This window comes from Corynebacterium sp. KPL2850 (assembly GCF_040225855.1).
Classification (GTDB): domain Bacteria; phylum Actinomycetota; class Actinomycetes; order Mycobacteriales; family Mycobacteriaceae; genus Corynebacterium.
Map to the genome: position 1 here is coordinate 51,470 of NZ_JBEHFV010000009.1, position 12,814 is coordinate 64,283.

Annotated in this window: 11 protein-coding genes; 6 read left to right on the forward strand and 5 right to left on the reverse strand. The window is 60.1% G+C overall.

The window, feature by feature from the left end:
• Position 1: 1 nt before the first annotated feature.
• The 4 genes from ABRP93_RS04700 to ABRP93_RS04715 all read left to right on the forward strand — a co-directional run bounded on the left by ABRP93_RS04700 (position 2) and on the right by ABRP93_RS04715 (position 5,710).
• Positions 2–298: a rhodanese-like domain-containing protein gene (locus tag ABRP93_RS04700; protein WP_349887072.1), complete on the forward strand. Its 297-nt coding sequence runs from the start codon at positions 2–4 to the stop codon at positions 296–298.
• Positions 299–335: 37 nt separating this feature from the next.
• Positions 336–794, forward strand: coding sequence for a MarR family winged helix-turn-helix transcriptional regulator (locus ABRP93_RS04705; RefSeq protein ID WP_284869436.1), 459 nt, complete (start codon positions 336–338; stop codon positions 792–794).
• A gap of 2 nt (positions 795–796) precedes the next feature.
• The gene (locus ABRP93_RS04710; protein ID WP_349887073.1) at positions 797–4,720 is read left to right on the forward strand and encodes a Pls/PosA family non-ribosomal peptide synthetase; all 3,924 of its coding nucleotides are present in this window, start codon (positions 797–799) and stop codon (positions 4,718–4,720) included.
• A gap of 225 nt (positions 4,721–4,945) precedes the next feature.
• A complete protein-coding gene (locus ABRP93_RS04715) occupies positions 4,946–5,710 on the forward strand; it encodes an Abi family protein (RefSeq protein ID WP_023023986.1) in 765 nt (254 codons plus the stop codon).
• 103 nt (positions 5,711–5,813) lie between these two features.
• On the opposite strand, the gene ABRP93_RS04720 is transcribed toward ABRP93_RS04715, so the two are convergent.
• The 5 genes from ABRP93_RS04720 to groL form a co-directional block, all read right to left on the reverse strand.
• Complete coding sequence (locus ABRP93_RS04720; protein WP_349887075.1) at positions 5,814–6,962, reverse strand: alpha/beta hydrolase; 1,149 nt, start codon at positions 6,960–6,962, stop codon at positions 5,814–5,816.
• A 265-nt stretch (positions 6,963–7,227) separates the two neighbouring features.
• On the reverse strand, positions 7,228–8,127 hold the full coding sequence (gene ppk2, locus ABRP93_RS04725; RefSeq protein WP_023023989.1) for a polyphosphate kinase 2: 900 nt from the start codon (positions 8,125–8,127) through the stop codon (positions 7,228–7,230).
• Between the two features lie 150 nt (positions 8,128–8,277).
• A complete protein-coding gene (locus ABRP93_RS04730; protein ID WP_349887076.1) occupies positions 8,278–8,412 on the reverse strand; it encodes a hypothetical protein in 135 nt (44 codons plus the stop codon).
• Positions 8,413–8,456: 44 nt separating this feature from the next.
• Entirely contained in the window at positions 8,457–8,630 is a 174-nt protein-coding gene (locus ABRP93_RS04735) for a hypothetical protein (RefSeq protein WP_349887077.1), read from the reverse strand.
• Positions 8,631–9,262: 632 nt separating this feature from the next.
• Positions 9,263–10,906 (reverse strand): chaperonin GroEL, encoded by a 1,644-nt coding sequence (gene groL, locus ABRP93_RS04740; RefSeq protein WP_005279471.1) that lies wholly within the window; start codon positions 10,904–10,906, stop codon positions 9,263–9,265.
• Position 10,907: 1 nt separating this feature from the next.
• On the opposite strand from groL, the gene ABRP93_RS04745 reads away from it, so the two are divergent.
• Together ABRP93_RS04745 and ABRP93_RS04750 are read left to right on the forward strand one after the other, a co-directional pair.
• Positions 10,908–11,051 carry a hypothetical protein gene (locus tag ABRP93_RS04745; protein ID WP_156904629.1) on the forward strand — a complete coding sequence of 48 codons (144 nt, stop codon included), beginning with the start codon at positions 10,908–10,910 and terminating at the stop codon, positions 11,049–11,051.
• A 211-nt stretch (positions 11,052–11,262) separates the two neighbouring features.
• The gene (locus ABRP93_RS04750; protein ID WP_349887078.1) at positions 11,263–12,630 is read left to right on the forward strand and encodes a dipeptidase; all 1,368 of its coding nucleotides are present in this window, start codon (positions 11,263–11,265) and stop codon (positions 12,628–12,630) included.
• Positions 12,631–12,814 lie beyond the last annotated feature (184 nt).

Consider the following 12,814-nt stretch of genomic DNA (forward strand, 5'->3'; position numbering starts at 1 on the left):
TATGCAAAACGTACAGCCAACCGAAGTTCCAGCAGGCGCGCAGCTTATCGATGTGCGCGAAAACGACGAATGGGCCACCGTGCATGCGGAGGGCGCCACCCATATTCCCATGAGCGAGATAACGGGTCGCATCCAGGAAATTGATCCGGAGCGAGATATTTATGTGATTTGCCACCTAGGCGGACGCAGCGCGCAGGTGTGCCAGTATTTGGAGAACTCCCTGGGCTGGGACGTTATTAATGTCGAGGGCGGCACCGATAAGTGGGAAGCGGATGGCCTGCCCGTCGTTCGCAATTAATTGGCCTTTACCCATCTTTTGAGATTATGATGATGGTATGGCTTCCACTAATAATTCTGGCATACCAACCTCCCTGCTCGAATCCCCGTCCTTTCAGCTAGAGCGCCTGCGCCGTCGCACCCGCGATGGCGTCGAGGTGGCTCTGCAGACGAAGCAGACGACCATCCGCGAGTTCTGGGTGCTTACCTGCCTCGTCGAGGCGGATGCCGCCTCCCAGTCCTACCTGTCTGACACATTGGCCATCGACGCCTCCGATATGGTGCGGCTTATTGATGCCCTCGAGGAGCGCGGCTGGGCCAAGCGCGAGCGCGATCCCAAGGACCGCCGCCGCCAGATCGTGGCGTGCACCAAGAAGGGCACCAAGACCCACAAGGACTTGGCGGAGCTCGTCACCAACGCCGAGGATGACGCGCTCGACGTATCCACCAATAAGCAGCTCAAGCACCTGCGCAAGCTGGCCAAGGCCATCATCGCTGCGGACGAGGACGAGGCATAAGCATGGACGAGCCCGAAGAATGTAGTAGGCCTAATACAGAACTTCCCAGCGTCCCGCAGCAGTACCTCCTGCGCGATCTGGCCCCGCGCCCGCGCACGCTGTGGGACATCATCACGACCACCGCTGAGATTCATCCAGAAGCCGCCGCGCTTGATGATGGCGAGATCATCACCTACGCCGAACTCATCCACGAGGTCCAGCTGTGGGCCACAGAGCTGCACGTCAATGGCGTGCGCCGCGGCGATCGCATCGGCATCCGGATGACGTCTGGCAAGCGCGATCTCTACCTCGCCATCCTGTCCACTCTGGCCGCCGGCGCGGCCTACGTGCCGGTGGATGCGGACGATCCGGATGAACGCGCGGAGATGGTCTTTGGTGAGGCCGATATCGATGGCTTGTTTAGCGATGACGGCTTCCGCTTCCTGCGCGAAAAACCGCGCCACGCGGCCAAAGGCGTCGAAGCCCCGCGGCCCGAAGACACTGCGTGGATCATCTTTACCTCCGGTTCCACGGGCAAGCCGAAGGGCGTTGCCGTCAGCCACCGCTCGGCGGCCGCCTTTGTGGACGCGGAGGCCAGCCTCTTCCTCGTCGATCACCCCCACGGCCCGCTCGGCCCGGAAGACCGCGTGCTGGCCGGGCTTTCGGTTGCCTTCGACGCATCCTGTGAGGAGATGTGGCTGGCCTGGGGCCACGGCGGCTGCCTGGTCCCGGCACCGCGTTCCTTGGTGCGGTCCGGCATGGACCTTGGTCCGTGGCTGATTCGCCGCGATATCACCGTCGTCTCCACGGTTCCCACCCTGGCGGGCCTGTGGCCAGCGGAAGCACTGGATAATATCCGCCTGCTCATCGTCGGCGGCGAGGCCTGCTCCCAGGAATTGGTGGACCGGCTAGCCACCGAGGACCGCGAGATGTGGAATACCTACGGCCCCACTGAGGCCACGGTCGTCGCCTGCGCGCAACGGATGATTCCAGGGCGCGCGGTTTCGATCGGTTTGCCGCTGAATGGGTGGGACCTGGTGGTCATCGATAAGCAGGGGCAACCCGTTGGCCTGGGTGAAACCGGCGAATTGGTCATCGGTGGCGTGGGCCTGGCCAGCTACCTGGACCCGCAGAAGGATGCGGAGAAGTACGCGCCGCTGGAATCCATGGGCTGGCAGCGCGCCTACCGCACCGGCGACCACGTGCGCCTGGAAGAAGACGGCCTGTATTTTGTGGGCCGCGTGGATGACCAGGTAAAGATTGGCGGGCGCCGCATCGAGCTGGGTGAGGTCGATGCGAACGTCGCCGCGCTGGATAACGTCTACAACTCCGCCGTGGCCGTGCAAAAGACCCCGGGCGGTGAATCCGTGCTGGTGGGATACGTCTCGCTGGAAGATGAGGCGCGCGGTTTTAACCACGGCGTGGCCCACGAACGGCTGGCGGAAACCATGCCTGCGGCGCTGGTCCCGCGCATCTGCGTGATGGATGAGCTGCCGGTGCGCACCTCCGGCAAGGTGGATAAGAAGGCGCTGCCGTGGCCGCTGCCCGGCGTTGGCGTGGAATCGACCACGCTGACGGAGACCGAGAAGTGGCTAGCCGAGCTCTGGGTCGAGACCCTCGGCGTATCCGTGGAGGATGAGAACGCCGATTTCTTCGACCTTGGCGGTACCTCCCTGGCCGCGGCGACGCTGGTGGGCCACATCCGCGATCGCTACCCCACCGTGGCCGTGCGCGATCTCTATGACCACCCGCGGCTAGGTTCGCTGGCGGAGCTCATCGCCGGCGCCGAACCGCGCCCCGAAGCGGAACAACAGAAACCGCTGCGCGAGGTCACCCCGGTTGGCGCGAAGACCCACGTGGCGCAAACGCTGCTGCAGATCCCCGCCATGACGCTGGCGGCGACCACCTGGCTGGCCTGGCTCATGCTGGGCTCGACCGTGGCCTCCGCCTTGGGCGTCGAGTGGGCGCAGCCCTTCCCGTGGTGGCTGGTCATTGCGCTGGTGCTCATCTTTGCCACGCCGCTGGGCCGCATCCCCATCGGCGGCTTTGGCGCGCGCCTGATTACCGCCGGGATTAAGCCCGGCGATTACCCGCGCGGCGGTTCGACCCACCTGCGTATTTGGGCCGCGGAGCGGTGGGCGGATGCCTCCGGCTCGCGCTCCATTGCGGGCGCCACCTGGGTCAATAACTACGCCCGCGCCTTGGGCGTGAAGATGAAGCGCGGCGTGGACCTGCACTCGCTGCCACCGGTGACGGGCCTGCTTACCCTGGGCAAGCACGCCGCGGTGGAACCAGAGGTCGATCTCACCGGCTACTGGCTCGACGGCGACGTGCTCCACGTCGGCGCCATCGATATCAAGGAAGGCGCCCGCGTGGGCGCGCGCTCCACCCTGCTGCCCGGCACCGTGGTGGGCAAGTACGCCCACGTGGAGGCGGGTTCCACCGTCACCGGCCGCAAGAAGATCAAGGACGGCCAGCGTTGGTCCGGCTCTCCTGCGAAGAAGGTGGGCCGCTCCAAGCACCGCTTCCCCTCCAAGCCGCCGAAGCGCCGCCCCTGGTGGGTGGCTATTTACGGTGCGACCTCGCTGTTCCTGGCCGCGCAGCCGCTCATCGCGGTGCTTGTCGGCGCCATCGTGGATTTGGCGCTGGTGCATTCCACGGACGGGAACCGCTTCGTCGGCGCGGTGCTCTTCGCTCCACTCGCGGCGCTTGCGGCCTTTGCCACCTACATGCTGCAGACCTGGCTGGGCGTGCGCATCTTGTCCATCGGCATCTCGCCCGGCGTGAACCCGGTGCGCTCTGCCGCCGGCTGGCGCCTGTGGGCCATCGAGCGCCTCATGGATGAGGCCCGCACGCAGCTCTTCCCGCTCTATGCCTCGCAGCTGACCCCGCGGTGGCTGCGCGCTCTGGGCGCGCGCATTGGCAAGGACGTGGAGATTTCCACCGCCGTGATGATCCCCGCATTCACGGACGTCAAAGACGGCGCCTTCCTTGCCGATGACACCATGATCGGCGGCTACGAGCTCGGCGGCGGCTGGATTCACTCCGGCGAGGCCAAGGTGGGCAAGCGCTCCTTCGTGGGCAACTCCGGCATTACCGCACCTGGGCGCAAACTTTCCAAGAACTCCCTGGTCGCGGTGCTGTCCTCCACCCCGAAGAAGACGAAGTCCGGGGCCAACTGGTGGGGTTCCCCGCCAGAGCGCATGCGGCGCGTTACCGCGCAGATCGATGCCCCCGCCGAGTCCGCCGAGGCGCTGACCTACAACCCGGGCTTCAAGCTCAAGGCCGCCCGCGGCGTCGTGGAGACCATGCGCCTCCTCGCGCCGATGTTCTCGGCCATGCTGCTCGCCGCCACCCTGGGGACGCTGTATTACCTGCTTGCCGATGTCGGCTTCCCCACCACCTGGGCCCTTTCCGGCCTCGTGCTCATGGCCATGGGCGCTATCGCCATGGCGGTGACCATCGCCGTGAAGTGGATCTGCGTGGGCACGCACAGCGCGGCCGACCACCCGCTGTGGAGTGTGTTCGTCTGGCTCAACGAGCTACAGGACACCTTCGTGGAGGTCGTCGCCGCCCCGTGGTTCTTCCAGCACACCTACGGCACAGGAGAGATCAACCTGGGCCTGCGGGGGCTGGGAGTGGACATCGGCAAGGGCGCCTGGATCGATTCCTACTGGTTCCCCGAAACCGATCTGTGCCACGTCGGCGCTGGCGCCTCCGTGGGGCCCGGTACCGTGGTGCAGACCCACCTATTCCAGGACCGCGTGATGAGCCTGGATACCGTCACCATCGAGGCCGGCTCCACGCTCGCCTCTCATTCGGTGGCGCTGCCCGCCTCGCTCATTGGCGAATCCAGCACCGTCGGCCCCGGTTCGCTGGTCATGCGCGGTGACCGCGTCCCCGCCAACGCCACCTGGCAGGGTAACCCCATCGAGCCGTGGGGTTAGCCCACGCAAACACCGAACCCCGGCTTTAGAGGGACCACCACAAGGTCAACCTCAAGCCGGGGTTCTGTAAGCAAAAGACCCCTCCTCAGCCAAGCCGCTGAACGGTTGACCACCACAAGGAGGGGAATACTATACCGAGTATAATCGGACGTGCCGCCTCAATCAAAAATATTTTTAAAGAGCCCTTAAGTTGGTAGCCATGAGTAGTAAACGGATTAAAAAAGAGTGGTTATCAGAAAACAGGTTGGAGCCCTACCTTACAAAACCGGTGGATCCACAGATAAGGCTTTTGAGCTCTACGAACTCGATCGCCACCTTAGTGCTTCCCTTTTTCACGAGATAGCCTTCATCGAAGTAGCATTACGTAACTCAGTTTCTGGATATCTCAGCACCGAATACGGAGATGATTGGTATTGCAAGCTCGAGATGGGGTTCGATAAACGGGTTCGAGACAATATCACAGAAGCATGGAATAGCCTGCCAAGAGACTTCACCAAGAATACCGAACGAAGCAGAAGGCTAGGAGGAAGGGTCATTGCTGCTTCGATGTTTAGAACTTGGACAAATATCCTCGATACAGGAGGCTCCACGGGCTTACCAGCCCCTTTCAACAATGCTGATCATGACAGAATTTGGTCCCGCCAAGCCTTAATTTCTGTCTTCCCAGGTGCGAATTCAGTAGCTCGGAAGAAAGATCCAGAATATTCCACTCACGGTCTGACCCGTAAGTGGGTTCATTCCAAAATCCTCGAGATAAAGAAAATTAGAAATAGGGTTGCGCATCACGAGTCTGTAGTCCTTCGCGGCATCCCTGTCACGGGCACAGATACTCGTTTACGGCCTAGAGAATGCCACGAGGCCTGCCAAGATGTAGCAGCGATGTTGGACCGTGATTTAGCCTCTTACCTCACGGAAAACCTGCCAACAACAGCAATTCTCACCGAGTTGGACACCTTCTACGCAGGTCTAAATAATTCAAACAAATCATAAATGACCCACCTTCCCCAGGCCGCTAAAGCCTAAGTACCAACCCAACGGCAGGGAAAGCAGGTCATTATGTGCCGGGCCTATTGAACCCGAGACACGCTATCTTCTACACGTGGCGGTCCAGCCAGTCCACCACGGTGTCGAGGGCCTGGTCAGCGGCTGGCTCGTTGAAGACCTCGTGCTTCTGGCCCTCCCAGTTGATGTATTCCACGTCATCAGAGGAAATGGAGTTGTACCAGTCCTGGGAGAAGTACGGCGGAACGATGCCGTCCTTGGTGCCGTGCATGATAAGCGTCGGCGCGGTGAACAGGTCCGCGTTCACAGCATCGTAGGTAGCGATAGCACCCAACTGCAGCGCGGTACCGGCGCTGGTCTTTTGCGCGATGAGCGGGCTAGACGCGTACTCGTCCTTCACGGCCTGGCTGGTGGAAATACCCTCTGTGAAGGGGTTGGACAGCATGATCTTCTTCGAAAGCTCCGGCGACTGCGCACCAATGTGGGTGCGGTGCGGGATCAGGTTCTGCGCGTAGTGGGCGTTGAAGCTGGTGATATCCGCTAACGGCAGGCGCTCGAACAGGGTGGGGTCGAGCTGCTTTTGCACCTCAGAAATCTCGTCCGGGGTGATGGTCCGGCCGGTTGCCTTCTTACCGGACAGGTTCAACGGTGCACCGCCGCCGTTGGTGATGATGCCATCGACCTTGCCAGGTTCACGAATGCCGTATGCCTGAACGGTCAGAGAGCCCATGGAGTGGCCCAGCAGGAAGGTCTTTACATCGGGGTGCTCGCCCTTGGCCATGTCGACGACGCGGTCGAAGTCATTGAGGATGTACTGGAAGTTATCGATGTGCCCCAGCGGCGTGCTACCGGACGCAGACTTGCCGTGTCCACGGTGGTCCAGGCGGTAGACGTTGTAGCCAGCGTCCAGCAGGCGCTTGGCCACGTAGTCATAGCGGCCAGAGTGCTCAGACACACCGTGTGCCAACACGACGTTGCCGCGTGGGTTTTCTACCAGCTGCTTGCGGTAGTAAATCTTCACGCCCTCGCCGTCGTGGCTATCGAAGTAGCCGTCTTCATCGGCGATCTGCCTATCAGAAACGGTGGAACGACCGAGAACGTCGGTCTTATCTGCCGCCACCTCTGCTACTGGCTGGCCGCCTTCTGCAAAGGCGGTAGCGGTGAGCGTTCCTGATACTGCGATGGGCGCCATGGATACAGCGGTTGCGGTAGCCAGAACGCACAGTTTCTTCCTCATCATGTACGTACTCCTTTTAGTGGTTTGTGTCACGCATATTGATATGATGACTTTTAGGTCACCTTGATAGTAGTTTCCCCGGGAACGTAATTCAAGTATTTTTTATTTATGGCTGCCAACTTTTTAAGAAATAGCTGTGAGAATTATCAGGCACCCTCAGGCTGCCGCCATAAAGAAGGTTGAGCCTCCTCAGAGGCCTTAGACATAGCAAAGCGGGAAGACCGATCTCCTCGATCTTCCCGCTCAACGGCGCTAGGGATTAACGCTACTAATCACCAATCTGGTCGCGACCGCGCTTGACGATGTTCCCGTCCGGCTCACCCACCACGTCGTAATCTTTATTGGTGTATTCAAACTTGGACAAGACATACCGCATCGCATTGACGCGAGCGCGCTTCTTGTCATTGGACTTGATGGTAATCCACGGCGATTCCTCAGTATCCGTATAACGGAACTGCTCTTCCTTCGCACGCGTGTAGTCATCCCACTTATCCAGAGAAGCCAGGTCCATCGGCGAAAGCTTCCACTGGCGCACCGGGTCAATCTGGCGGATAGCAAAGCGCGTGCGCTGTTCCTTCCGGGTAACGGAGAACCACAGCTTGGTCAGCGAAATGCCCGATCCGAGGATCATGTTTTCTAGCATCGGCACCTCGCGCAGGAACTCCGCGTGCTGGGACTCGGTACAAAAGCCCATCACTCGCTCAACGCCGGAGCGGTTGTACCACGAGCGGTCAAAGAAGACGATTTCGCCTGCAGCCGGGAAGTGCTCGATATAGCGCTGGAAATACCAAGACGTGGACTCACGCGGGGATGGCTTTTCCAATGCGACGGTGCGCGCACCACGCGGATTCAAGTGCTCATTGAAGCGCTTGATGGTTCCGCCCTTACCGGCAGCATCGCGACCCTCAAATAAAATGATGTGGCGCTGGCCAGTTTCCTTGGTCCAGTTCTGCCACTTCAATAGCTCGATTTGAAGTGCGCGCTTAATGGACTCGTATTCATTGCGAGTCATGCGCTCTTCATACGGGTAGTTCTCGCGCCACGTCTGCACCGGAGAGCCATCCGGCATGATCAGCGACGGGTCATCCTCATCCGTTCCGTCAACGACGAAGCCGTCGGTTTTTGCAAGGTCAATCTCAGGAAGGTCGTCGTCTTTAATATCAGCCATGCACTTAGTGTAACCCGAATGTAGACATCTAGCGCGCTAACTTTTCGCAGGTGCACCCCATAAATAAAGGAAAGGAAAACGAAAAAAGACCTACCGAAACCGGTAGGTCTTCTTTGTTTAGTAAGCCTTAAGGCTCACCCGAGGATGCTCTTAGACGAACATGCCGATCAGCTGGGATGCACCGTCAGCAATGTTGATGAACGGCTCAACTACAGTGTGAACAGCTTCAACAACACCGTTGGCTGCACCGTTGAACTCAGAGGAAAAGACGATGGCTTCTTTCATTTTTATCTCCTAGTGAAAAGGTATGGAAAGTGATCCGGGTTAGATTACTTGGAGGACAGCTCTGGCAGCTCTGGGAAATCGATAAGCTCCTTGGCGCCGTCCTTCAGGTTCTGACCGGAAAGAATCTCGGTGACGCCGGACAGTACCTTGTACCAGCCCTGCTGAGTGTTTACGAAGTTGTCAAGGTGCATCTGGATGGCGGCAAGATCCACGTTCATGTTTTTCTCCTCGAATAGGTCCGAAGCTTGTACCCCGAAGGGGCTTTGCAATGTGCAGGCACCCTCGGTGGGCGCTACGAGGAGTATTTTACCATAGGGCTTCAGCGAAGCAACCCCAGATTTCTAGAAACCTTCTCAGCGCCTTAAGTTTTCATAAAAATTTTACACTGGATTTTTACTTCAATCGTTTACCTTAATTACAACTGTATGCCGCTGAACCGGGACTACCGCGCCGCCGCCTCGCCGCAAGGTTAAGGAAAAATTAACACCGTAAAGATTGGTGATGAATTTTCCTATAAATGCAGAACTGGAGATTTATATGGAATTAGTTTTCATTACCGCGGTTTTTGCCCACTTTTTACCCTATTACGGGGTTAGTTCCGGTAACTAAAGATGATTAGAGCCACCACCGATGTAACGAAAAGTAGATCGCAAGCTATACAAACGGATCCGTTCGTATCCCCTGTCTCCTCAAAGGGATAACCGCCTCAGCGCTTTGCAGAGGGGTATAAAACGCCGCTGCGCCCCTCGCCGCGTGCGTTCAGCACACAGTGAGGGGCGCAGCTTTCGCCAGACGCAAGCGCATATATAAAGCGGAAGCTCAGTATGCGCTAGGCGTGGTGCAGGGGCTCTTAGAAGCCCATGCCGCCCATAGCGTCAGCGTCAGGCATAGCGTTGTTGGAGCCGGCAGGCTCTGGCTTATCGGCCACAACAGCCTCGGTGGTCAGGAACAGTGCCGCAATGGACGCAGCGTTCTGCAGTGCAGAGCGGGTGACCTTAACCGGGTCATTGATGCCGGATTCCATGAGGTTAACGTACTCACCGGTAGCGGCGTTGAGGCCCTCACCAGCAGGCAGGCCGGAGACCTTATCTGCAACGACGCCTGGCTCCAGGCCAGCGTTGTGAGCGATCTGCTTCAGTGGTGCAGACAGTGCCTCGCGGACGATCTTTACACCGGTGGCTTCATCGCCTTCAGCCTCGATGGAATCAAGGACGGAAGCGGCCTGCAGCAGGGCAACGCCACCGCCGGCAACGATGCCTTCTTCCACGGCTGCCTTGGCGTTGCGCACGGCGTCCTCGATGCGGTGCTTGCGCTCCTTGAGCTCAACCTCGGTAGCGGCACCGACCTTGAGCACAGCCACGCCACCGGAGAGCTTAGCCAGGCGCTCCTGCAGCTTCTCGCGGTCGTAATCGGAATCGGAGTTCTCGATCTCGGCGCGGATCTGCTTGATGCGGCCATCGATCTGCTCCTGGGTGCCAGCGCCCTGGACGATGGTGGTCTCATCCTTGGTGACAACGACCTTGCGTGCCTGGCCCAGGTACTCCAGCTCGGCGGTCTCGAGGGAGAGGCCAACCTCTTCGGAGATGACCTGGCCGCCGGTCAAGATGGCCATGTCCTGCAGGGTGGCCTTGCGGCGGTCACCGAAGCCCGGAGCCTTCACGGCAACGGACTTGAAGGTGCCACGAATCTTGTTCACCACGAGGGTGGACAGGGCTTCGCCCTCAACGTCCTCAGCAATGATCAGCAGCGGCTTGCCGGACTGCATGACCTTTTCCAGCAGCGGGACGAGGTCCTTGATATTGGAGATCTTGGAGGAGACCAGCAGGATGTACGGATCCTCCAGGACTGCTTCCTGGCGCTCCATATCGGTGGCGAAGTAGCCGGAGATGTAGCCCTTATCAAAGCGCATACCCTCAGTAACCTCGAGGTCCACGCCAAAGGTATTGGACTCTTCCACGGTGATAACGGAGTCCTTGTTTACGGAACCGTTGCCCACGGTGTACATAGCCTCGGCGATCTTTTCACCGATTGCCGGGTCCGCGGCGGAAATGCCAGCGGTGGTAGCGATCTGCTCTTGGGTTTCTACTTCCTTGGCGGAAGACAGCAGGGAGTCCACAACCTTCTTGGTTGCGGTCTCGATGCCGCGCTTGATGCCCATTGGGTTAGAACCAGCGGCTACGTTGCGCAGGCCTTCGCGGACGAGTGCCTGTGCCAGAACGGTTGCGGTGGTGGTGCCGTCGCCGGCGACGTCATCGGTCTTCTTGGCAACTTCCTTGACCAGCTCGGCGCCGATCTTTTCGTAAGCATCCTCGAGCTCGATTTCGCGAGCGATGGAAACGCCGTCGTTAGTAATGGTCGGGGCGCCCCAGGACTTTTCTAGGACGACGTTGCGGCCCTTGGGTCCCAGGGTGACCTTGACTGCGTCAGCCAGAGTATTCAGGCCGCGCTCAAGGCCGCGGCGGGCCTCTTCATCAAAAGCGATAATCTTTGCCATAGTGTTTGTGCTCCTTGGATTTATTGAGGACGACACTCACGTCTTTCTCGCTGCGGACGCCCGCGACGGCATGGCTGGTGAGTGTGGACCAACCTCAACCACAACGATGGAGATTTATCTAGCACTCATCCTGTCCGAGTGCTAACGCCCATTCTGGCACTCTCCTACCCCTACTGCAAGAAACAACGCGCTTGCCTGTAGCGATCTTTTGCCCGCCGCACACCGCGGTGACACTTCCCCCGGGAGGGGTGGCGAAGGCGGAAGGAAGGGGGCATCGGCAAGCGCGGGCAGGAATGTATAGGGATTGTCGCGCGGATCTGTATTGCGGCCCAAACGCTCAAGGTACCGTGGATTGCATGACAGATATGATTGACAGCATTCGTAGCGACCGCGACACCATCTTCCGCCAGCTCAGCGAGCTCGTGGAATTCAACTCCGTGCACAATGAGCCGGGCTTGGAAGACCAGGCCCAAGGCGCGAGCCAGTGGGTGAAGGCCGCGCTGGAAGAAGCAGGGGCAACGGTAGAAACCATCACCACCGCGGATGGTTCCACCGCCATTGTGGGCGAGCGCAAGGGCGCGGAAGGCGCCAAGACCGTCCTGTTGTACTCGCACTACGATGTCGTGCCCGCAGGAGACCGCGCGGCCTGGGAATCCGATCCCTTTACCCTGACCGAGCGCGCCGATGCCGAGGGCACCACCCGCTGGTACGGCCGCGGCGCGGCGGACTGCAAGGGCAATGTGGCCATGCACCTAGCAGCCCTGCGGGCACTGGAGGCCAATGGCGGCACCAAGGTGAACCTCAAGTACCTCATCGAGGGCTCCGAGGAGCGCGGCGGCGAGGGACTGTCCCAGCTCATCAAGGACCGCCCGGAGCTTTTCGCTGCCGATGCCATCCTGATCGCGGATGCCGGCAATGCCGCGGTGGGCCAGCCCACCTTAACCACCTCCCTGCGCGGCGGCGCGCAGATTGAGGTCGAGGTCAATACCCTGGCCGCACCCGTGCACTCCGGCCAATTCGGCGGCGCGGCCCCGGATGCGGTGAAGGCGCTCATGCGCACGCTGGATTCGCTCACGGATGAGTACGGCCGCACCACCATCGATGGCGTGGATACCAGCGCCCACTGGCAGGGCCAGGAATACCCTGCCGAGGCCTTTCGCGGCGATGCGCAGCTGCTCGAGGGCACCGAGATCATGGGCTCCAAGGATCCGGAGGGTGCTACCCCGGTGGCTGACATGGTGTGGTCCCGCCCGGCCATTTCCGTGACCGGCTTTACCTCTACCCCAGTGGCTGAGGCCGTCAACGCCGTCCCCGCTACCGCGGCCGCCAAGCTGAACCTGCGCGTTCCGGCAGGCACCGATGCCCGCGCCATTGGCGAGGCCGTCTGCGAGCACGTGAAGAACCACGCGCCGTGGGGCGCGCACGTCAAAGCGGAGGTCGTGGAAGCCAATGCAGGTTTTTCCACCGACCCGGAAAAGCCCGCAGTCGCACTATTGGGTCAGTGCCTCTCCGAGGCCTACGACAAGGACACCGCGGCACAGGGCATGGGCGGTTCCATCCCGCTGACCACCGAGCTGCAGGAGGCACACCCCAACGCGGAAATAGCCCTCTACGGCGTGGAGGAGCCCAAGTGCACCATCCACTCCGCCAATGAGTCCGTCGATCCCACCGAGATCGAGCACGTCGCCGCCGCGGAGGCTCTTTTCTTGCAGCGCTACGCTTAAAAAGCGCGCAACGGCGGCATATAATACTGTGCACGAAAAGTAATCTTTCGAAGTTGTGGAAAAACCGGTAAACTCTCGACGAGTTGACCCCGTTTCCGGCCACGCTGCTTGCACAAGTGGGACAGTTCGTACTCGGCCAAGTACGGACTGTCTTGGTGTGTATATGCTCCCGGCGCATATCGCC

Bases quoted from the DNA above. Each gene is read 5' to 3' on its own strand.
- ABRP93_RS04700 (WP_349887072.1), top strand. From the start codon at position 2: ATGCAAAACGTACAGCCAACCGAAGTTCCAGCAGGCGCGCAGCTTATC.
- ABRP93_RS04705 (WP_284869436.1), top strand. From the start codon at position 336: ATGGCTTCCACTAATAATTCTGGCATACCAACCTCCCTGCTCGAATCC.
- ABRP93_RS04710 (WP_349887073.1), top strand. From the start codon at position 797: ATGGACGAGCCCGAAGAATGTAGTAGGCCTAATACAGAACTTCCCAGC.
- ABRP93_RS04720 (WP_349887075.1), bottom strand. From the start codon at position 6,962: ATGATGAGGAAGAAACTGTGCGTTCTGGCTACCGCAACCGCTGTATCC.
- ppk2 (WP_023023989.1), bottom strand. From the start codon at position 8,127: ATGGCTGATATTAAAGACGACGACCTTCCTGAGATTGACCTTGCAAAA.
- ABRP93_RS04730 (WP_349887076.1), bottom strand. From the start codon at position 8,412: ATGAAAGAAGCCATCGTCTTTTCCTCTGAGTTCAACGGTGCAGCCAAC.
- ABRP93_RS04735 (WP_349887077.1), bottom strand. From the start codon at position 8,630: ATGAACGTGGATCTTGCCGCCATCCAGATGCACCTTGACAACTTCGTA.
- groL (WP_005279471.1), bottom strand. From the start codon at position 10,906: ATGGCAAAGATTATCGCTTTTGATGAAGAGGCCCGCCGCGGCCTTGAG.
- ABRP93_RS04750 (WP_349887078.1), top strand. From the start codon at position 11,263: ATGACAGATATGATTGACAGCATTCGTAGCGACCGCGACACCATCTTC.